Here is an 18,737-nt window from a genome sequence, read left to right as displayed (position 1 = left end):
GCTGCCCCGGGCACGCACGTGGGGCGGGTCGTCCCGGCCGTGCACGTGTGCTGAGCCGTCCCGGCCGTGCACGTGGGGCAGGTTGTCCCGGCCGGTCAGCGGCTCGGGTGCGACCTGCTCCAGGCGGGGGCGACGATGGCGACCAGGGCGACGGCGAAGGCGAGTTGCAGGATGTGGCGGATCCAGTCGATGCCCGAGGTGTGGCGGACGCCGATCCAGCCGGAGACGGCGTTGCCGAGCCAGGCCCCGGCCGCGCCGAGCAGCATGGTCAGCCACCAGGGGATCGACTGCGGTCCCCGCAGGATGAGCTTGGCGATCACGCCCAGCACGAAGCCGATGAGCAGGATCCACAGGAGTTGGAACATCGCAGTCCACCTTCCGAGCGCTCCCCGGGCCGGCGGCCGGGTGCGCCGTATCGCCGATGACGCGGTTCGTCCCATGATCACCCGGATCGGGTGAACGGGCACCTCGGCGGGGGATCGCGCAGGCCAGCGGCATCTCGCTGGACCGCCGTCGACAGGGATGGGCGAGAACGAGCCGCAGGCGGGGCCGGAAAGTCGCTGTCCGCCGTCCGGGCCGTACGGGTAGGAATGGGCGGGACGCGGACGGGCCGCGTCACCGAAAGGAGCCGACCCTCGTGACACGCCTTCGTTCCGCCGTCCTGGCCCTGGGCTGCACCGCCGCCGCGCTGACCCTGACCGCGGGAACGGCCCAGGCCGCGCCCGGTGACACCAGCACCGTCTGCTCCTCCTCGCTGACGCCGGGCGGCTACGTGGACGTCCAGTGGTGGAACAGCGCCGGCTGCGGCTCCGGCTTCAACCCGAACACCAAGAAGATCATGCAGCTCACCGGCTACCCGGTCGGCACCGTGGTCAACGCCTGCGCCTCCACCTGGCCGCCGGCCGGCTGGACGATCGTGAGCACCTTCTACGGCTCCGGCTGCAACTACTCCGCGGTGCCGAGCCTGGAGAAGAACTCCTGGCAGCTCAAGCGCGTCTCCTGACGGAAACGCCCGACCTGTTCCGATCCGACGGCGGCCGGGGCCTCAGCGGTCCCGGACCGCCGCGACGGCCTCGCGGACGCCCGGATCCGGGTCGTCCGCCAGACTGTCCAGCAGTTCGGCGACACCCGGGGTCGACCAGCGGCAGACGGCCCAGACCAGTTCCCCCCGCACCGCCGGGTCCGGGTGGGCGGCCAGCGGGGCCAGACGCTCCAGAGGGCCGCGCCGGCGCAACCCGAACCAGTGCAGCACCGAGCGCAGTTCGGCCGGATCGCCCGGTACGCCGGCCGCCGCGATCCGCGCGAGCAGCACGGGGACGGGCGGCGGCGGGCCGTCCAGCGGGTGCGGGTGGCGCTCGCGCAGTCGGCGGGCGCCGTACTCGCCGTAGATGCGGCAGCCGAAACAGGTGCACGGCCGGGTGCCGTGGGCGCCCGGGAGGTAGCGCCAGCCGGTGACCTGCGGTACGGCGCGGACCCGGTGCACCTCGCGGGCCCCCACCGCGCGCGGCAGGAACACCTCCCAGCCACGCGGGTCGGCCAGCGTGCCGATCCGCCGGACCGCCTCGGCGGCGCGCAGCGGCCGCTGGGTGCCCCGGTCGCGGTCGCGGTAGTGCCCGGCCAGGACCTCCTGGTCGTCGTCCAGCCGGAGGTGCACCGCGACGAGCGCGCCCTTGGGGTGGAACCGGGCCAGTTCGCGCAGCCACTGGTGGGTCAGCGTGTACGAGGGCAGCACGGGGAAGCAGTACACCCCGCGCGCGCCGCCCTGGCCGTGGCTGTCGGCGCGGATCCCGGCGCGGCGGATGCGCGGCGCGTTGGCCGCGGCGGTCAGGTGCACGAACATCGCCATGAGGCGCGATGGTAGCGAGTGAACGGGCGGCGCTCCGAACGGTTTTCGGGGAGCGGACGGGCGAGGGCGGGTCGGTCCGGCTCGGCGGGTCGAGGGTGGGCGGGTCAGCCCGGAGGGTCGAGGGTGAGCGGGTCAGCCCGCGTTCGCGCGGGGCTCGGCTCGGGGCCCGGTCCGGCGCTCGATCAGGGCGGCCAGGCCGTCCAGGATGCGCTCCAGGCCGAACTCCAGCGCCTGGTCGCGGCCCTCCGGGTCGGCCATGGCGGCGGCGACGGCCGGGAAGCGGTCGGCGTGCTCCCGGACCACGGTGCCGAGGGCGGCCAGGAGTTCGGCCTCGGGGGTGCCGGCCGGTCCGGCGGCGCGGGACTGCGCGGTGATCCCGCGCACGTGCCCGGTGAGCAGGACGGCGGCGTCCATCCGTTCGGGGCCGGTCAGCCCGTGGCCGTCGAGCGCCGCCACCGCCCGCTCCAGCCAGGCGAGTTCCCTCGGGCCGAGCGCTCGGGCTCCGACGGTGGCGTCCAGCAGCCACGGGTGCCGGGCGAAGGACTCGGCCAAGTGGTGGGACCAGGCGGTGAGTTGTTCCCGCCAGCCGGCACCGGTGGGTGCGTCCGGAGGTGCGCCGACGGCCGACTCGACCATCAGGGCGATCAGTTCGGCCTTGCCGGGGACGTACCGGTAGAGCGACATCTTGGTGAAGTCGAGCAGCCCGGCCACCTTCTGCATGGAGACCGCGTCGAGCCCCTCCGCGTCGGCGACCTCGACCCCGGCAGCGGCGATCCGCTCCAGGCTGAGGGCCGGCTTCGGGCCCCGGGTGGGCCTCGCCGGAGGACCCCAGAGCAACCGCACGGTGTCGCTCACCGACTCGACCATCATCCACTCCCGTCCTGGGCCCCTGCGGGGTGTGCCGCCCCGGGCTTCCGGCCGGGTGTCCGTCCATGCCGCGACCTGGGGGGTTGCCCATCCGATGCAACTGTGTCTACCGTACACAGCAACGAACAGTGTCCGCCAGACACAGTTTCACGTTCCTCGGACGGAGTGGTTTCCATGAGCACCAGGGTCCTGATCTCGGGCGCGAGCATCGCCGGTCCCGCGCTGGCCCACTGGCTGGGCCGGTACGGCTTCGAGGTGACCGTGGTCGAGCTGGCGCCCGCCCTGCGCGACGGCGGCCAGGACGTCGACTTCCGCGGCCGCACCCACCTGACCGTGCTCGAGCGGATGGGCGTCCTGGAGGAGCTGCGCGCGCTCGGCACCGGCGGAAGCCCGATGACCTTCGTGGGCCCCGACGGGCGCGGACTGCTGCACCTGCCCGCCGAGTTCGCCGGCGGTGACCTGGAGGTCCCGCGCGGCGAGCTGGCCCAGTTGCTCCACCGGCACAGCGCCCGCGCCGAGTACGTCTTCGGCGACGCGATCACGGAGCTGGAGGAGACCCCGAGCGGGGTCCGGGTCGCCTTCCGGCACGCGGCGCCGCGCGAGTTCGACCTGGTGATCGGCGCCGACGGCCTGCACTCCAACGTCCGCCGGCTCGCCTTCGGCCCCGAGCGGCACTACGTCCGCCACCTCGGCTACTACGCGGCCACCTGGCGGCTGCCCAACGAGCACGGGCTGCCGGTCGGCGCGGTCGGCCTCAACGTCCCCGGCCGGCTGATGTCCGTCGGCGCGGCCCACCGCGACCCGGCCCGGGCCGGCGCGTTCTGCCTCTTCGCCTCGCCCGAACTGCGCTACGACCGCCACGACCCGGCAGGGCAGAAGGCGCTGGTCCGGGCCGCCTTCGCGGGCCTCGGCTGGCGGGTCCCACAGCTGCTGGAGAGTCTGGACGCCGCCCCCGAGCTGTACTTCGACTCGATCAGCCGCGCCGACGTGCCCGCCTGGTCGACCGGCCGGATCGCCCTGATCGGCGACGCCGCCTGCGGCGCGACCATCGGCGGCATGGGCACCGGGACGGCGGTGGTCGCCGCGTACGTCCTGGCGGGCGAGCTGGCCCGGGCCGACGGCGACCACCGCGCCGCCTTCGCGAGGTACGAGCGGCTGCTGCGCGGCTACGCGCAGGGCTGCCAGAAGGGCGGGGACCGGACCGGGCCGTTCCTCGCGCCGCGGACGGCCACCGGGCTGCGGCTGCGCAACGCGCTGCTCAACCGGCGCTGGGTGCTGGAGCGGATGCTGGAGCTGGGCAAGCAGGTCAGCAGCGTCGAACTGCCGGACTACGAGCGGGAGTCGGCCCGGCGGCGGTTGGCCACGGGCTGAACGGGGCGGGGCCCCAGGTGCGGACGGGGCCTCGGCGCGGACGCGGCCCCGGGTGCTGAGGGGCTGCTGGCGGGCTGCGGACGGGCTTCAGTGTGGTGGGCTGATGCGGGTTCCGTTGTCGAGCAGCGCCTCCACCTGGACGGCGGCCCGGGCGGGGCGTTCGACGGCCAGGGTGCGGTGCGGCGTGGAGTGGTCGGCGGACCGGTCCGGGCCCTTGACGGCGAGCCGGGTGACCCGGCGGCTGCCCGCCGCGAGCAGGAACTCCGGTCCACGCGGGGAACGCCACCAGGCCCAGGACACGGTGTCCCGTTCGGAGCGGCTGCACGTCCGGCCCGATCCGCCGCCGGTACGCTGCGGGCGGCCGGAGCCCGGCAGCAGGACGGCGGTGGCCGCGCTGCCCGCGCCGCCCCAGCGGTCGGCGCGCAGGCAGACCCAGGAGGCCGAACCGGCGTTCTGCGGCAGCGGCTGCACGGCGAAGACCCGGAGGTCCAGTTGCCTGACGCCCGGTGCGCGCTCGGGGGCGGCGCAGCCGGCCCGGGACCAGGCCCGCAGCGGGTCCTGGGCGGTGGCCTCGCGCGGCTCGGGGGCGGGCGGGGGCGGGCGGGCGGGGCGTGGTCGGCCTGGGTGCGATCGGCCTGGGTGCGGTCCGGTGGCGGGGCGTGGGTGAGGTGGGTGGGGATCAGGCCGCCCACGTCGGTCGGCAGGAAGGCGTGCCGGTCGGCGACCACGGGGGAGGAACGCAGTTGGAGCAGGGTGGCGCCCCGGCAGCCGGGGGGACCACCGGCCGGGGTCGGGGCTGTGAGGCCGTCGGGGTGGTCCAACGAGCGCGCGGGGGTGTCGGGGTGGTCCAACGGGCGCGCGGGGGTGTCGGGGTGGTCGATCCGCCGGGTCTCGGCCGAGTCCACCCAGGGCGCCAGCAGGTAGCGGACGGTGGCGCCCCAGCGGTGCAGGACCACCGCGCCCGCCGTGGTGAGGTCCGCGTCGTCGGCCCGGGCGAGGTCCGACTCGGCGTCCTGCCCGTCCCGGCCGTCGGTGGAGCGGGCGATCCGCCCGCCGTCGTGGAACACCACCACGCCGGTGCCGTCCACCGTCCCGGCGAACAGCAGGTGCAGGGAGCGGTGGGCGGAGCCGGGTCGGTACCCGGTTCGGCGTGGGTCCGGGCGCCGGGCCGTGACCAGGCTGCCAGGGCCCGGCCGAGCAGCGCGCCGTCCGTGCTCCGCTCGCCGCGGGTCGGCCAGACGGTGAAGCCGACCCGGGTGGTGGGCTGCCAGGCGCCGGCGGCGACCCGGACCAGGTCGGAGGGGTCGGTGTCGGACCCGGGAGCGACACCGTCGCCGGACGGCCGGGCACCGCGGGGAGGGAGCCGCCCAGGACGCCCGCCGTGGGGGTGAGTCCGAGCACACCGACCGCGGGCACGGCCGTCAGCGAACGGCGACGGCGCAGCAGGTCGGTGGGCTGTACCCGGACGGCGCACCGGTCGAAGGCCGGCGGCAACGGGTCCGAACCGGAGGGGACCTGTCCGGCCACGGCCACGGCCATGGCCACCGCCACCGCCGGGTGCGCCGCTCCGGCTGCCGCAGCACCTCGGCGGCCCGTTCCGGGCTCAGCCCCTCGACCGTCCGCAGGGCGAAGGCCGCCCTGTCCGGGGCGGAGACCGCGGCGAGCGGGTGGTCGACTTCCGCGTCCTCCTCGCCGCCGTTCGGGGTGAACAGCCGCAGGCCCCGGACCCATGGCGTGAGGAGGCGGGCGGCCGGGTGCGACCGGAGCGCGGTGCGCAGCACCCGCAGACGCAGTGCGGCGTAGACGGCGTCGTCGTCCGGGGCGTCGGAAGGTTCGGGAGTGGACGCCTCGGCGACGGTCGGCCGGGGAGACCGGGCCCAGCGGGTGGGCAGGGTGCGCTGGACGGCGGCGTGGGTGGCGAGCACCCGGCTGTGCCGGTCGCGGTCGGCGGGCAGCGCCAGGTGCGCGAGCCGGACCGTTCCTGCCGAGGAACCCTCCCGGTAGCCGTGGTGCCGTCGTGGTGGACAAGCGACGAGTCGATCATGTGATGGTTGCGCCGCCCGGGGAGATCGGCGGTCATATGACGGGTGTGCGGCGGGCCCCTGGGGCAAGGACGTCCGGCGCGTGCCGGCGGCCCTCCCGCCGACGAGCAGCGGTGGATGCTCCGCCCGCCTGGTCGACGGGGGTTCCCGGGCCGTCGACACGCTCGTCGACCGGCTCGCGGCGGACCGCAACGTCTCGCTCGCGGCGGTCGGGGAGACCGCCTCGCGCCGGCTGTACGGCCGGGACTCCCGGGGTCCGGCACGGTCACGCCCGGGTGACCTCCGGTGTCGGGGCGGACCACGGGAGCAGACGCGGTCCCGCCACGACCCGAACGCCGTCGACCCGTACTCGGGCGGCCGCCGGTTCGGCCGGATGACCGGCGGGCACCGGGAAGCCGGGCGGCGACCCCGGCGTGCTCGTGCCGCAGGCCCTGGAGGGGGTCGTCCCCGCGGCCGGCGGCAGGATCGCTGCGGCCTTCGTGGCGAGCCCGTGCGGTCGGGCCCGCCACTCCGGACGCGGGACGCGGGGCGCCGGGTGGGCGGACCCCGATGTGCACGGCCAGGCGCTGCGGAACACGTACGGCCGGAACGGCTGGTCCTGCGGCTCCGCCACGGCCTCCGGCCGGTGCCCTCCCCGCCTGTGGGGCGACCGTCCGCCCCTGACCGCTGTCGGGAGCGCGTTCGCGGGCCGAGGCCCAAGGTCCCACCCGTTCGGCCCCTTGGCCCCTGGCGATCCCGGCCGCCACGAGCGATGCTGCCGGTACCGGCCGGGACGACCCGTGCCCGGTCGGACCAGCATCGTTGGACGAGGTGAACCGGCGTGCGGCATGCCACCGTCGAATCCGTGATGACCAGCCCCGTGGTCCTGGTCTCACCCGAGACCGGATTCCGGGAGATCGTGGCGCTGCTGAGCGAGTACGACATCACCGGCGTACCGGTGGTGGACCCGGAGGGGCGGCCGCTCGGCTTGGTCTCGGAGGCCGACCTGCTGCGCACCCTCGCCGCGCAGGAGGACCCGGCCAGCCTGCTGCCGGCGCCCGAGTCGGCCCAGGCGGGACCGGACGGCGAGGTGACCGCGGCCGACCTGATGACGGCGCAGCCGGTCTGCACCACGCCGGACACCAGCGTGGTCGCGGCGGCCCGGCTGATGAGCCGGCACGGCCTCAAGCGGCTGCCGGTGCTGGACGAGGAGGGGCGGGTCATCGGCATGGTCAGCCGCGGCGACCTGCTGCGGGTTTTCCTGCGCGAGGACGCGGTGATCCGGCGGGAGATCGTCGAGGAGGTGCTGGGCCGGATCGACGGGGTCAGCCCGGCGGAGATCGGGGTGGAGGTCAACCAGGGGCGGGTGGTGCTCAGTGGGACGGTGCCCGAACCCCACCTGGTGCCGATCGTGCTCAACCTGTGCCGCTCGGTGGACGGGGTGGTCTCGGTGACCGACCGGCTCGCGGCCGGTGGCGCGGCACCGGTCGGCTGACCGGCCGCGCCAGCACCGAATCGCACGTTCGTCCCGGGCTCGAACTATGCGCTTCGCATACTGCGGAGGGTATCGGGGAACTCACCCTGTGTGCCCGGCGTGCGGACTGCCGGGACGCCGGAGCTTCGGGGAGGCGGCCGTGACAGTCGTGTTCGACGCGGACTTCACTTCAACCAGCCAGTGGACCGCCGGGCGCAGCAGCGCCTATCCCCGGATGGGGCCGACCAACAGAAGCGACCACAAGCTCGACTACCTCAGCCGCGACTACTGCCCCGGCGGGGTGTTCACGGCGGTCAGGCGGCACAGCGGCGGGCTGTGGAGCTGCAGTCTGCTGACCACCGAGGGCAGTCCGGAGGGCTTCCAACTCCGCGCCGGGGACGTGCTGTCGGCGAGCGTGACGCTGCCCGTCGAGCTGGGCGCCTGGCCGGCGATCTGGACCTGGCGGGACGGCGGCAACGAGGTGGACGTCTTCGAGTACCACCCCGACAACCCCGACCTGCTGGAGATCTCCAACCACGTGCGGGGCGGCTTCCGTTACTGGCACGGCGCGAGCGCCGGGATCGGGCCGGGAGCGACGTTCGACCTGCGGGTCGTGCTCGGCGCGAACTCGGTGGACTGGTACGTGGCGGACGAGCTCGTCTACGCGGACCTGCACGGGGTCGGGTCGACGTGGCACGCGTACATGATCGTCAACATGTCAGTGGCGGACGGGACTTACCACGACCGGCCGCCGTACGGCGGGCCGGACCGGCTGAGCTGGGTGTGCCACGGCCTCCAGGTCGAGCGTTGAGCGTCCGGCGCGGGCGTGCGGTTCTGCGGCTGAGTGTGCGGCGGGGCGTGTGAATTCGGCGGCTTAGTGTGCGGCCGGGGTGCGTGGCCCGGCGGGTGTGCGGGGCGCGGCGGGTGCGCGGGGTGGGGTGCTGGTGCCTACGGTTCGCGGGGGGCGAAGGAGGCGGTGATCGGGCCGCGAGGGGTGAACCCGCCGAGTGGGTCGAGCGGGGTGAGCAGGTTGTGCGGGTCGCGGGGGCCGCGCGGGCCGGAGCGCTGGAACCAGACCGCCCGGCGGTGCGGGCCGATGTGGGCGGGGTCGGTCACGTACAGGTCGTCGCGCGGGGCGCGCTCGTTGCCCGGGGCGAGTGCCGCGTCCACGGCGCGGTCGGCGATCGAGTTCAGCAGCGCGGTGGCGGTGGTCTCGGCGGCAGTGGGCGCGATGGCGAGGGCGGTGAGCTCGGCCCAGAGTTCGGTGGTGACGTAGTCGATCGGGGAGTGGCCGAGCGTGGGGTGGGGGCGCGGGTCGGGATGGTGCCGCAGCACCCCGGCGGCGACGAGCTGCTCGGGGGAGCGGTCGTCGTCGGGCGCGTGGCCGACCGTGAGCGGCGGGACGGCGGACGTGGGCGGTGGGGCGGAGGACATGGGCGGCGGGTGGTGGGTCACGAGCGGCACGCTACCCGGGGCGCACGCCGGATCGAGCACCGGACCGTCGTCCCGGACTTCCCTCACGCCGCTTTCACTGTCGACGGGCGCACGATGGTGGTAGGCGCTGCTCACCTCGGCGGGCCCCGGCGGGGCCGGAGGAGGAGGTCCTGATGAGGTACTGGCACGAACACAACTACGTCGGTGGCTGGGGCATGGGGCTGATGGTGTTCGGGATGCTGGTGGTCCTGGTGATCCTGGTGCTCCTCGCGGTGGCCCTGTTCCGTTACGTGTCGCACACCCGGCAGCCGATCCCGCCCGGACGGGCGGCTCCGGGCGCCGGTGGGCCGGGGGCGGGCGGAGCACAGGGCTGGGGCCAGGTGGGGCAGGGGGGCCAGGGGCCGGCCGCGGAACAGCTGCTCGCGGAGCGGTTCGCGCGGGGTGAGATCGACGCGGAGGAGTACCGGCACCGACTGGACACGTTGCGCTCGGCGAACGGGCCGGGCGGGGACTGAGCTGGGTCGGCTCGGGACGCGGGGCCTCGGGGAGGCGGACCTGGGAGCCTTGCGGGCCTCGGGATGCGAGCCTCGGGCGTACGGGCGGGCCCGCCGCACTTCGCGTGCGGCGGGCCCGCCCGTCGGCGGGGGTGCCTGGGCGTCCGACCGGTTACTCGACGACCAGCTCGACCGGGATGTTGCCCCGGGTGGCGCGGGAGTAGGGGCAGACCTCGTGCGCCTGCTTGACCAGCACCTCGCCGGTCTCGCCCGCGAGGGACTCGGGCAGCTCGACGCGCAGGACGACGGCGAGGGCGAAGCCAGCCTCGTCCTTGCCGATGGACACCTCGGCGGTCACCGAGACCTCGCTGGTGTCCACCCGGGCCTGCCGGCCGACCAGGCCGAGAGCGCTGGCGAAGCAGGCGGCGTAGCCGGCGGCGAAGAGCTGCTCCGGGTTGGTGCCCTGGCCGCTGCCGCCGAGCGCGGGCGGCATGGCCAGCGTGAGGTCCAGCCGGCCGTCGGAGCTGACGGCACGACCCTCCCGGCCGTTGGTGGTGGCGGCTGCGGTGTAGAGCGCGTCCATGGTGGCTTCCCTTCGGGTCCTGGGTGTTCGTGCGGTCGGTCGTCCGGGCGGTTGCGGGGCCCGGACCGCTTCGCGGCGGCCGCTCGGTGGTCGCTGCGTTGTAACCAAGTAGAGCACGCAATTCAATTGCGCACAACTAAGTCGCGCGCTGGCGATCGTTATCATGGGTCCATGACCACCAATCCCGGCCTGGCGGACGAGGAGCTGCTCCGCCTCGACCAGCAGATCTGCTTCTCGCTCAATGCGGCCTCCCGTGCCTTCGGCGGTGTGTACCGGGTGCTGCTGCGGGACCTCGGACTCACCTATCCGCAGTACCTGGTCATGCTGGTGCTGTGGGAGGAGGGCGAGCTGCCCGTCAAGCGGATCGGCGAGCGGCTGCGGCTGGACTCCGGAACGCTCTCCCCGCTGCTCAAGCGCCTGGAGGCGGCCGGACTGGTGCGCCGCGAGCGGAGCCCCGAGGATGAGCGGTCGGTCACCGTCCGCCTGACCCCCGAGGGGTCGGTGCTGCGCGAGCGGGCCGGGCTGGTCCCGCGCCGACTGCTCGCGGCGGCCGGGCTGCCGCTCGAGGACCTGGCGGCGCTGCGCGGGTTGCTGGACCGGGTGACCGCCGCGCTGGACGCCGCCGAGGTCGAGCCGGCGCCGTAGGGGCGTGGCCGACTGGAGCGGGGGGTGTTCGGGTGGAGTGGGGGGTGTTCGGGTGGGATGGCCCTGGGGTGGCCCTGGAAGGCTTGTCAAGCCATCCTTCCGTGAGCCTGTGATCTGGGTCACGTTTCGGATGCGTCCGTTGGGTTCGCGAGGGTGAAGCGGCAGGTCAGCGGCGCTGTCCGAATGTGAACGGAATCTTTCGGCAATTGTCCGCCCGATCCGGTCAACATCGCGGAGCTCCCGGACGGTTACACCACGAGCCCCAAGGGGCCGTCGGCGTGCCACCAGGTGGGCCGGCCAGCTGACCGACGAAAGGGGGGCCGCGTGAGCACTCCCGGGCCGGGCGAGGAGCGGGGACTGCGAGCCGACCCGCTCGGCGACCTGCCGAACGACTTCGAGGCCTTCTTCACCCGAGAGAACTCCGGGTACCTCCGCTACGCCCAGCAACGCCTGCGGCACCGTGAGGACGCCCAGGATGCCGTCCAGAACGCGGGCACCACGCTCTACAAGAACTGGCGCCGGGCCCTGGCCAGCCCCGATCCGCAGGCCTTCGCCTTCAAGATCGTCAAGGATGCCGTGGTGGACGTGCTGCGCGAGCGTCGCCGCACCGAACGCAAGCGGCTGCGGGTGATCGCCCAGCGCCGTCCCGACACCAGCCAGGACGAACTGAACGAGCTCGCCGAGCTGGACGCGCTGGACTGGGCGATGGAGGAGCTCGCGCGGGCCGCCCCGGTCCAGGCCGACGTGGTCCGGCTGCGTCAGGCGGGACTGTCCTACCCCGACATCGGACGCTCCCTCGGCATCGCGCACACCACAGCCCGCACCTACTACAGCCTCGGACGGCGCCACCTGGAGTACCTGCTGGAGCATCCGGACGACGGCGGGGCACGGACATGAGGGTCGCGGACCTGCTGCACGCGCACGCCGTCGAGCTGGAGCGGGAGTTCGACGACCACGATCCGGTGGCCTTCACCCGCCGACTGGCCGAGCGGCTCGCCGCCGTCCGGCGACCCGCCCCAGTGGTGCGCGAACGCCCCGACCGGCCACCCGCCGGCGCCCGGCCCCCGCACGCTCCGGCGGCGGGGCCCAGCCCGGGTGCGTCCGTGGCGGCGGGCTCCGGGACCGGCGCCGGGGCGGGGGTGGGGGTCGGCCCCGGGGTGCGGTCGGGCTCCGGGGCGGCGGCGATTCCGGGACAGCTCAGGTGGGCCGGGGGGCGGGCGGAGCTGCGGCGCGACCTGCGGCACCTGTGCGCGGGGGTGGCGGGCGCGGTGGAGCCAGGGGAACTGGCCCTGGACCTCGAACTCGCCGAGAAGACCGCCTTCCGGACCCTCGGCTGCCTGTTGTACGGCATGGGCCGCACGGCGGACGGCGTCTTCTGGTGGCGGATAGCCGCTCAGTACGGGGACCAGCTGGCCGTGCACTGCCTGGCGGTGCACTACACCGCCGAGGGCGAGCGGCGCGACGCGGCCCGCTGGGCCGCCCAGGCCCAGGACCTGAGCGCCCCTGGCCGGCTGCCGGAGTTGGCGCCCGACGTCCGGCCGGGCGGGGCGGCGGAGCTGGCACGGCTGCTGGCTGAGCACTATGACGGCGAGATCCTTTTGACGGTGCGGGAGGCCGTGGCGGCGCGACCGAGGGCGCACCCCGGACGGTTGGGCGTCCGGGCGGTGCGGGGGCGGGGGGTGGTCCGGATCCGGTGACGGGTGCGGGTGCAGGTGCGGGTGCGGGTGCGGGTGCGGGTGCGGGGACGGGTGCGGTGACGGGTGCGGCCGGTCGGGGTTCAGGCGAGCCCCGAGACGGCGGCGCCCAGGTACTCGGCGCCGAGCAGCAGCGGAACGGCGGTCATGATCGCCGCGTTGTGCGTGGCCGTCCAGGCCCGCCACTCGCCGAGGGTCTGCCGCGCGTGGTCGTTGCCCACGAGGTGGACCACGAGCGGCAGCAGGGTGCCCAGCGAGCCGAGGAGCACCATCAGGGTGGCGGCCACCGCCTTCCCGCCGATACCGATGCCGATGCCGGTAGTGATGCCGACCCCGACCCCGGCGCCGGGCGGCGCGGCGGCGATGGAGGCGGCCCCGCCGACGGCCGGGATCAGGGTCTTGGGGTGGGCGACGATCAGGACCACCGCGAGACCGGCGGACCGGGCGGCGGTCAGCCGGTCGATCGAGAGCAGCCAGGCCGGTGGCGCGGTGACCCGGCCGGGGCGGGGCCGTTCGCGCCACTGCCGGGCGGCCAGCACGAGGAGCGCGGTGCCGAGGCCGAGCTTCAGCCAGGAGGACCAGGTCGGCGTGGTGCGGGCCGGGTCCAGCGCGGTGCCCGCCGCGACGACGGAGGCCACCACCGTGGCCAGGCCGAGCAGCCAGCCGGCCGTGAAGGCGATCCCGTTGGCCCGTCCGTGCGGTGAGGCGAGGATCAGGAGGACGGCGATCAGCGGCAGCGGGCTGAGCGCGACCGCCACCGCGGAGGCCAGCATCGGGCCGATAGCCTCACCCATCTCCCGACCCGCCTTCCCGTCGCCGGGCACCGTCCGCCATTCAGCTACCGACGGGCGGTCGGCGCACGGCCGGTGCCGCCGTTCGGGTGAGGTCGGGTGGGGAGAGCGGGTGGGGGACGGGCGCGGAGTCACGAGTGGGGGCCGGCGCGGGGCGAGAGCGGCGGAGGGCCGCCGCACCGCTGGGGTGCGACGGCCCTCCGCGAGCGCGGAGCGTGTCAGTCGTTGCCGGACTCGATCGCCGCGTGGTCCAGCGCGGTGGGGTCCTCCTCGTCACCGGTGCCGGCCGCGATGGGAGCCGCACCGCCCGGAGCGAGCTCGCCGATCAGGCCGCTCCACGGCGCCAGCTGGCCGTGCACCGCGTACTGCTCCAGCTTGCTGCGCGAGTCGGCGATGTCGAGGTTGCGCATGGTCAGCTGGCCGATGCGGTCGTCCGGGACGAACGCGGCGTCGACGCTGCGCTCCATCGACAGCTTCTCGGGGTGGTAGCTGAAGTTGGGACCCTGGGTGTCGATGACCGAGTAGTCCTGCCCGCGCCGCAGCCGCAGGGTGACGGTGCCGGTGACCGGGTGGCCGATCCAGCGCTGGATGCTGTCCCGGAGCATCAGCGACTGCGGGTCGAACCAGCGGCCCTCGTACAGCAGCCGCCCGAGCCGCCGACCCTGGGTGTGGTACGTCGCGATGGTGTCCTCGTTGTGGATGGCGTTGAGCAGCCGCTCGTAGGCGATGTGCAGCAGCGCCATGCCGGGGGCCTCGTAGATGCCGCGGCTCTTGGCCTCGATGATGCGGTTCTCGATCTGGTCCGACATGCCCAGGCCGTGCCGGCCACCGATGGTGTTGGCCTCGTGGACCAGGTCGACGGCGCTGGCGAACTCCTGGCCGTTGATCCGGACCGGGCGGCCGAACTCGAACTCGATGGTGACGTCCTCGGTCTGGATCTCGACCGCCGGGTCCCAGAAGGCCACGCCCATGATCGGGCTGACGATCTCCATGGAGGCGTCCAGGTACTCCAGCCGCTTGGCCTCGTGGGTGGCGCCCCAGATGTTGGCGTCGGTCGAGTAGGCCTTCTCGGCGGAGTCCCGGTACGGGAGGTCCCGCTCGGCGAGCCACTCGGACATCTCCTTGCGGCCGCCGAGCTGGTCGACGAACGCCTGGTCCAGCCACGGCTTGTAGATCCGCAGGTTGGGGTTGGCGAGCAGGCCGTAGCGGTAGAATCGCTCGATGTCGTTGCCCTTGTAGGTGGAGCCGTCGCCCCAGATGGAGACGCCGTCCTCCTGCATGGCGCGCACCAGCAGCGTGCCGGTCACGGCGCGGCCGAGCGGGGTGGTGTTGAAGTACGTCTGCCCGGCGGAGCGGATGTGGAAGGCGCCGCAGGCGAGGGCGGCCAGGCCCTCCTCGACCAGCGCGGCCCGGCAGTCGACCAGCCGGGCCTGCTCGGCGCCGTACGCGCGGCCCCGGGCCGGGACGTCGGCGAGGTTCGGCTCGTCGTACTGGCCGATGTCGGCCGTGTATGCGTAGGGGAGGGCACCGTGTTCGCGCATCCACGCGACGGCGACGGAGGTGTCCAACCCACCGGAGAATGCGATGCCGATCCGTTCACCGACCGGCAGCTTGCTCAAGACCTTCGACATGGATGCACCCTCTGACCCGCGAGGAGCGGGCCCCTGATCTAGCGATGTGTGACGGGATTCGGCGTAATCGATCCGATGCCCGAACTCTGGCATAGATTTGCAGAGTAATGCAAGGGCATACGGAATCCCCGGTGGCGACGGTGGCTCGCCGGGCCATCGCATGCGGGTCTTGTGTCCGGCCAACTCCGTTGGGCGGTCAGGTGGTTGGGGGGATCAGGGCGCCTGGCCGGACCGCCGGGCGCGCAGCCAGGCGGTACGGGAGGCGAGTACGCCCAGCCCGAGGGCGACCAGGTGGCCGGCGTCGGCCAGCTGCTGGTCCAGCGCCCAGGCGGTGGCCAGGGTCAGCGCGAGCGCCGGCAGGCCGTAGCGGCGCAGCGGGAGCGGGCCGAGGGCGAGCAGACAGGCGCCGGTGGCGACCAGGCCGTAGCTGATGCCCACGTCGCGGGCGTGGGAGAGCGCGCCGGGGATGCGGGCGGTCACCATCACCCACATGGCGCCCTCGGTGAGCAGGGTGGCGCCCAGGTGTCCGAAGAGGAAGACCGCTCCGGCCCGGGCCGGCCCCCAGCGCCACTCGGCCAGGCCCAGGGCGGCGGCGACCGCCGCGATGCCCGCCCAGGCCGGGACGCCGTCGACCACCAGGCCGCTGGTGAACAGGGTCCACCACTTGCCCACTTCCAGGTGGTGGACATTGCTGCTGTTGTGCCGGACGAACCGGGCCCGCTCGGCATGGCCCTGGCTCGCCAGCCAGGCTGCCGTCACGGTCAACAGCAGGACGTACGCCGCGGTCAGCCGCAGCCGGGCGGCGGCTCCCAGGGCGGAGAACCTCGGGGCGGCGGCCTTTGGGGCGGCGGCTCTCGGGGCTGGGCGCCGGGAGGCATCGGGGCCGGTCGGTGTCCTCGTCGTGAGGCGATCGCTCATCGTGCCTGGTGCCCTTGTTCGGCGGTTCCCGGTGAGGGATCGCCCGGTGCGCGGCCGGGAAGCCCGCGGCCGGACGGTCCGAGCGCCAGCGTACGCGAGCGGCCGGAAGGCGGTGGGGGCCGGAGGCGGGTGTGCGGTCCGGGGCCGGGAACCCTCGTGCGGTCGCGCATCGGCCTCGGTCGTGGCGGGTGGCGGTGGAGCCGGGTGGGGGTGAGGGTGAGGGGAGCAGCGTCGAGGAGGCGTCGATGGCCGATAGCACCGCCGGGGGCTCCGAAGCGCACCGGCGGCCCTGGTGGGCGCGGGCAGGCCGCGCGGTGTGGGCCTACGTCCGGCGCGCGCCGGGCACCTACATCTGGCTGGCGATCCTGCTCGTCACCACGCAGGTGATCAGGCACGTCGATCCGGCGACCGCGGACCGCATCCTGCATCGGCGCTCGACCAACCTCCACCACCTCCAGGTCTCGCCGGTGCGGGTCCTGGCGACCAGTGCCCTGTGGATCGCGGGCGGTGGTTGGCCGCTCTACTTCCTGCTGTACAACGTCTTCCACGTGCCGGCCGAACGGTGGCTCGGCACCCTGCGCTGGATCTCTGTGGCGGCTGTCGCACATGTCGGCGCTACCTACCTCAGCGAGGGCGTGCTCGGCTGGGCGATCCGCCGCGGGTTGGCCCCGCCGAGGGCCGTCTACACCCTGGACTACGGCGTCAGCTACGCGCTGGCCGGGGTGGTCGCGGTACTCGCCTACTTGATCGTGCCGCCCTGGCGGTACCTGTACGCGGCAGGGGTGCTGGTCGTCTACGGACTGGGTGTGCAGCAGAGCCGGGACTACACCAGCATCGGTCACTTCAGCGCGGCGCTGATCGGATTCGCCTGTTATCCGCTGACGCGGGACCACCCGGGATCCTTCGACCCGGTCGCCTCGACCAGGGCGCTCTGGCGGCGGGCACGCGGGCGGTGGGCGCGCGGGCGGGCCGTGATCGGCCGCTCGTGACGGCGGACGCCGACCGGCCCGCTGTTGCCCGGTCCGCTCCGTACGAGCGGGCCGGGCAGCGGTGGCGCATGCGACGGGCGCGGGGCGGCTACGGGCCGACTCGCTGGGAGACGCAGAGGATGTTGCCCTCGCTGTCCTTGGACCAGGCCGCGTGCATGCCCTCGCCCTCGGCGACGCCGTCGACGGTCCGCAGGTCGGGGAAGTCGTACCCCTCGAAGGTGATGCCGCGGCCGCGGAGGCCGGTCATCTCGCCATCGAGGTCGGCGACCTTGAAGCTGGCGAGGGTGTGGGCGGCCTGACCACCGCTGGGGGTGCGGTAGACGGTGCACTGGGTGCCGCCGCTGTCGCAGACGAATTCCTCCGCACCCTCCTCGGTCAGCTTGAGGCCGAGGGCGTCGGTGTAGAAGGCCTTGGCGCGGGCGAGATCGGTGGCGGAGATGACTGCTTGCAGCGGAGCGTCTCCAAGCATGGTGTTTCGCCTCCTCCCTGTCACCGGGCTAGGGACGCGCGGGCCGTGCCGCCCGGTGAGCGCAGGACCGCGTCGGGCCGTGTGCGGGAGGCTGCCGGGAGTCATGCGGGGGCCAGCCTCCAGAGCGAGGTGACCTCGGCGGCGCGGGCGGCGCGCAGGAGGGGATCGGACCGATCGGGGGCGGTGGCCCGGGGGTGGCGGGGGACGGTGTCGAGACGCCCGGTGATGCGCAGCCCGGCCTCGGAGACGGCGCCGAGCAGGTCGGCGCGGGAGCGCAGGCCGAGGTGTTCGGCGAGGTCGGAGAGGACGAGCCAGCCCTCGCCATCGGGCAGTAGACGGTCGGCCAGGCCGTCGAGGAAGCCGCGGAGCATGCGGCCGTCCTGGTCGAACACGCCCTCGTCGAGGCTGGAGCTCGGGCGGCCGGGCAGCCACGGGGGATTGCACACGATCAGGGCGGCCCGGTCGTGGCCGGGAGGGTAGAGGCCGGTGCCGGCGATCTTGATGCGGTCGGCGAGCCCGAGGCGGCGGACGTTGTCTCGGGCGCAGGCGAGGGCGCGTGGATTGGCGTCGGTGACCAGGACCTCGCGCAGTCCGCGCCGCGCCAGGAGCGCGGCGAGCACCCCCGTGCCGGTGCCGAGGTCCTGGGCGGTGGCCGTGGGGTCGGTACGGGCGGCCGGTGGCAGCGGCGCCCGGGCGACGAGGTCGACGTACTCGCCGCGGACGGGTGAGAAGACCCCGTAGTGCGGGTGGATGCGGGCACCGAGGGCCGGAACCTCGACGCCCCTGGTGCGCCACTGGTGGGCGCCGATCACACCGAGGAGCTCGCGAAGGGACACGATTCTGTTGTCAAGGAGCGGTCCGTAGGCCGCCAGGCAGGCCTCGCGGACGTCGGGCGCCCGGTGGAGCCGGATGCGGTGGTCCGCGCCGAGCGGCACCAACAGCGTGCCGAGGACACGCGCGAGGCGGGCGCGTTCCCGACGGTGCTGCCGGAAGGCATCGGCCGGGGAGTCGGGGGTGGATCGGGGCCGGCGCCGCTCGGCGCGGCGGCGCATGGCGTGCAGGAGGCGCAGTGCGCCGGGGTAGGTGCCCTGCCAGAGCAGGGCGGTGCCCTCGCACGCCAGGCTGTAGGCGGCCCCGGCGGACAGGGTGTCGTCGGCGGCGATCAGGCGCCGCGGCGGAGGTGCTCCGTTCTCGCTGTGCCAAGGTGCGGGCAGGGTGGAAGAGATGGGCAGGGTGATGATGCCGGGCCGGTGGGTGTCGGACACCGGGACTCCTCGTGGTCGATCGTGCAGGGGACACGAAGAGCGCTTCGACGAGGAGGTGAGCAGCAGGCGCGTCGGGCGGTGGCGCCGCCGGGATGGCGGGCGCGGGGCGTCAGGCCAGGTGCGGCTCACGCGTCGAAGCGCGAGCCGAGGTGTCACCGAGTACGAGGCCCGGCACGACGGCGGGCCGTATACCACTGATCATCTGCGGGCCTCCTTTCCGAATGTCCGAACCAGCTGGTCCTGTG

21 protein-coding genes are annotated in these 18,737 nt (G+C 74.4%); 9 read left to right on the top strand and 12 right to left on the bottom strand.

All coding sequences use genetic code 11. The features are described from left to right. Positions 1 to 95: 95 nt before the first annotated feature. A complete protein-coding gene (locus tag ACWDBB_RS31855) occupies positions 96 to 365 on the bottom strand; it encodes a GlsB/YeaQ/YmgE family stress response membrane protein (protein ID WP_449792881.1) in 270 nt (89 codons plus the stop codon). Positions 366 to 637: 272 nt separating this feature from the next. Between ACWDBB_RS31855 and ACWDBB_RS31850 the strand changes: the two genes are divergently transcribed. Beyond that, entirely contained in the window at positions 638 to 1,003 is a 366-nt protein-coding gene (locus tag ACWDBB_RS31850; RefSeq protein ID WP_449792880.1) for a hypothetical protein, read from the top strand. 42 nt (positions 1,004 to 1,045) lie between these two features. Here ACWDBB_RS31850 and ACWDBB_RS31845 read toward each other — a convergent pair whose 3' ends face one another. After that, the gene (locus tag ACWDBB_RS31845; RefSeq protein WP_449792879.1) at positions 1,046 to 1,846 is read right to left on the bottom strand and encodes a HEAT repeat domain-containing protein; all 801 of its coding nucleotides are present in this window, start codon (positions 1,844 to 1,846) and stop codon (positions 1,046 to 1,048) included. Positions 1,847 to 1,978: 132 nt separating this feature from the next. Then, entirely contained in the window at positions 1,979 to 2,716 is a 738-nt protein-coding gene (locus tag ACWDBB_RS31840) for a TetR/AcrR family transcriptional regulator (RefSeq protein WP_449792878.1), read from the bottom strand. A 171-nt stretch (positions 2,717 to 2,887) separates the two neighbouring features. On the opposite strand from ACWDBB_RS31840, the gene ACWDBB_RS31835 reads away from it, so the two are divergent. Beyond that, the gene (locus tag ACWDBB_RS31835) at positions 2,888 to 4,084 is read left to right on the top strand and encodes an FAD-dependent monooxygenase (RefSeq protein ID WP_449792877.1); all 1,197 of its coding nucleotides are present in this window, start codon (positions 2,888 to 2,890) and stop codon (positions 4,082 to 4,084) included. Between the two features lie 87 nt (positions 4,085 to 4,171). On the opposite strand, the gene ACWDBB_RS31830 is transcribed toward ACWDBB_RS31835, so the two are convergent. After that, the gene (locus tag ACWDBB_RS31830) at positions 4,172 to 4,555 is read right to left on the bottom strand and encodes a hypothetical protein (RefSeq protein ID WP_449792876.1); all 384 of its coding nucleotides are present in this window, start codon (positions 4,553 to 4,555) and stop codon (positions 4,172 to 4,174) included. A gap of 950 nt (positions 4,556 to 5,505) precedes the next feature. Beyond that, a complete protein-coding gene (locus ACWDBB_RS31825; protein ID WP_449792875.1) occupies positions 5,506 to 6,009 on the bottom strand; it encodes a hypothetical protein in 504 nt (167 codons plus the stop codon). Between the two features lie 964 nt (positions 6,010 to 6,973). Here ACWDBB_RS31825 and ACWDBB_RS31820 point away from each other — a divergent pair. Next, positions 6,974 to 7,600, top strand: coding sequence for a CBS domain-containing protein (locus tag ACWDBB_RS31820; protein ID WP_449792874.1), 627 nt, complete (start codon positions 6,974 to 6,976; stop codon positions 7,598 to 7,600). A gap of 139 nt (positions 7,601 to 7,739) precedes the next feature. Continuing rightward, entirely contained in the window at positions 7,740 to 8,390 is a 651-nt protein-coding gene (locus tag ACWDBB_RS31815) for a beta-glucanase (RefSeq protein ID WP_449792873.1), read from the top strand. Positions 8,391 to 8,527: 137 nt separating this feature from the next. On the opposite strand, the gene ACWDBB_RS31810 is transcribed toward ACWDBB_RS31815, so the two are convergent. After that, positions 8,528 to 9,034, bottom strand: coding sequence for a hypothetical protein (locus tag ACWDBB_RS31810; protein ID WP_449792872.1), 507 nt, complete (start codon positions 9,032 to 9,034; stop codon positions 8,528 to 8,530). Positions 9,035 to 9,186: 152 nt separating this feature from the next. Between ACWDBB_RS31810 and ACWDBB_RS31805 the strand changes: the two genes are divergently transcribed. Then, positions 9,187 to 9,528 (top strand): hypothetical protein, encoded by a 342-nt coding sequence (locus ACWDBB_RS31805; RefSeq protein WP_449792871.1) that lies wholly within the window; start codon positions 9,187 to 9,189, stop codon positions 9,526 to 9,528. A 151-nt stretch (positions 9,529 to 9,679) separates the two neighbouring features. On the opposite strand, the gene ACWDBB_RS31800 is transcribed toward ACWDBB_RS31805, so the two are convergent. Then, positions 9,680 to 10,090, bottom strand: coding sequence for an organic hydroperoxide resistance protein (locus tag ACWDBB_RS31800; protein WP_449792870.1), 411 nt, complete (start codon positions 10,088 to 10,090; stop codon positions 9,680 to 9,682). Positions 10,091 to 10,261: 171 nt separating this feature from the next. On the opposite strand from ACWDBB_RS31800, the gene ACWDBB_RS31795 reads away from it, so the two are divergent. From ACWDBB_RS31795 to ACWDBB_RS31785, 3 genes are all read left to right on the top strand, one after another. After that, entirely contained in the window at positions 10,262 to 10,735 is a 474-nt protein-coding gene (locus tag ACWDBB_RS31795; protein ID WP_449792869.1) for a MarR family winged helix-turn-helix transcriptional regulator, read from the top strand. A gap of 324 nt (positions 10,736 to 11,059) precedes the next feature. Next, on the top strand, positions 11,060 to 11,632 hold the full coding sequence (locus ACWDBB_RS31790; RefSeq protein WP_392877724.1) for an RNA polymerase sigma factor: 573 nt from the start codon (positions 11,060 to 11,062) through the stop codon (positions 11,630 to 11,632). Next, a complete protein-coding gene (locus tag ACWDBB_RS31785; RefSeq protein WP_449792868.1) occupies positions 11,629 to 12,432 on the top strand; it encodes a hypothetical protein in 804 nt (267 codons plus the stop codon). Before ACWDBB_RS31790 ends, ACWDBB_RS31785 begins: the two co-directional genes overlap by 4 nt. A gap of 80 nt (positions 12,433 to 12,512) precedes the next feature. Here the strand turns inward: ACWDBB_RS31785 and ACWDBB_RS31780 are convergent, their stop codons facing one another. From ACWDBB_RS31780 to ACWDBB_RS31770, 3 genes are all read right to left on the bottom strand, one after another. Further along, positions 12,513 to 13,223: a GAP family protein gene (locus ACWDBB_RS31780; RefSeq protein WP_449792867.1), complete on the bottom strand. Its 711-nt coding sequence runs from the start codon at positions 13,221 to 13,223 to the stop codon at positions 12,513 to 12,515. A 215-nt stretch (positions 13,224 to 13,438) separates the two neighbouring features. Further along, positions 13,439 to 14,851, bottom strand: a complete 1,413-nt coding sequence (argG, locus tag ACWDBB_RS31775; protein WP_392877718.1) for an argininosuccinate synthase — start codon at positions 14,849 to 14,851, stop codon at positions 13,439 to 13,441. Positions 14,852 to 15,064: 213 nt separating this feature from the next. Next, the gene (locus tag ACWDBB_RS31770; protein ID WP_449792866.1) at positions 15,065 to 15,769 is read right to left on the bottom strand and encodes a rhomboid-like protein; all 705 of its coding nucleotides are present in this window, start codon (positions 15,767 to 15,769) and stop codon (positions 15,065 to 15,067) included. Positions 15,770 to 16,014: 245 nt separating this feature from the next. Between ACWDBB_RS31770 and ACWDBB_RS31765 the strand changes: the two genes are divergently transcribed. Then, positions 16,015 to 16,758 carry a rhomboid-like protein gene (locus ACWDBB_RS31765; protein WP_449792865.1) on the top strand — a complete coding sequence of 248 codons (744 nt, stop codon included), beginning with the start codon at positions 16,015 to 16,017 and terminating at the stop codon, positions 16,756 to 16,758. An 88-nt stretch (positions 16,759 to 16,846) separates the two neighbouring features. On the opposite strand, the gene ACWDBB_RS31760 is transcribed toward ACWDBB_RS31765, so the two are convergent. Both ACWDBB_RS31760 and ACWDBB_RS31755 read right to left on the bottom strand, forming a co-directional pair. Continuing rightward, on the bottom strand, positions 16,847 to 17,227 hold the full coding sequence (locus ACWDBB_RS31760) for a VOC family protein (protein ID WP_449792864.1): 381 nt from the start codon (positions 17,225 to 17,227) through the stop codon (positions 16,847 to 16,849). Between the two features lie 101 nt (positions 17,228 to 17,328). Then, positions 17,329 to 18,492: a methyltransferase gene (locus ACWDBB_RS31755; RefSeq protein WP_449792863.1), complete on the bottom strand. Its 1,164-nt coding sequence runs from the start codon at positions 18,490 to 18,492 to the stop codon at positions 17,329 to 17,331. Between the last annotated feature and the right edge of the window lie 245 nt (positions 18,493 to 18,737).

The organism is Kitasatospora sp. NPDC001095, from assembly GCF_053598615.1.
Note: the sequence above shows the minus strand (reverse complement) of the source record. Positions and strands in the feature narration are given on the sequence as shown.

Bases quoted from the DNA above. Each gene is read 5' to 3' on its own strand.
- ACWDBB_RS31855 (WP_449792881.1), bottom strand. From the start codon at position 365: ATGTTCCAACTCCTGTGGATCCTGCTCATCGGCTTCGTGCTGGGCGTG.
- ACWDBB_RS31805 (WP_449792871.1), top strand. From the start codon at position 9,187: ATGAGGTACTGGCACGAACACAACTACGTCGGTGGCTGGGGCATGGGG.
- ACWDBB_RS31840 (WP_449792878.1), bottom strand. From the start codon at position 2,716: ATGATGGTCGAGTCGGTGAGCGACACCGTGCGGTTGCTCTGGGGTCCT.
- ACWDBB_RS31845 (WP_449792879.1), bottom strand. From the start codon at position 1,846: ATGGCGATGTTCGTGCACCTGACCGCCGCGGCCAACGCGCCGCGCATC.
- ACWDBB_RS31780 (WP_449792867.1), bottom strand. From the start codon at position 13,223: ATGGGTGAGGCTATCGGCCCGATGCTGGCCTCCGCGGTGGCGGTCGCG.
- ACWDBB_RS31800 (WP_449792870.1), bottom strand. From the start codon at position 10,090: ATGGACGCGCTCTACACCGCAGCCGCCACCACCAACGGCCGGGAGGGT.
- argG (WP_392877718.1), bottom strand. From the start codon at position 14,851: ATGTCGAAGGTCTTGAGCAAGCTGCCGGTCGGTGAACGGATCGGCATC.
- ACWDBB_RS31760 (WP_449792864.1), bottom strand. From the start codon at position 17,227: ATGCTTGGAGACGCTCCGCTGCAAGCAGTCATCTCCGCCACCGATCTC.
- ACWDBB_RS31795 (WP_449792869.1), top strand. From the start codon at position 10,262: ATGACCACCAATCCCGGCCTGGCGGACGAGGAGCTGCTCCGCCTCGAC.
- ACWDBB_RS31770 (WP_449792866.1), bottom strand. From the start codon at position 15,769: ATGAGCGATCGCCTCACGACGAGGACACCGACCGGCCCCGATGCCTCC.
- ACWDBB_RS31785 (WP_449792868.1), top strand. From the start codon at position 11,629: ATGAGGGTCGCGGACCTGCTGCACGCGCACGCCGTCGAGCTGGAGCGG.
- ACWDBB_RS31835 (WP_449792877.1), top strand. From the start codon at position 2,888: ATGAGCACCAGGGTCCTGATCTCGGGCGCGAGCATCGCCGGTCCCGCG.
- ACWDBB_RS31820 (WP_449792874.1), top strand. From the start codon at position 6,974: ATGACCAGCCCCGTGGTCCTGGTCTCACCCGAGACCGGATTCCGGGAG.
- ACWDBB_RS31765 (WP_449792865.1), top strand. From the start codon at position 16,015: ATGGCCGATAGCACCGCCGGGGGCTCCGAAGCGCACCGGCGGCCCTGG.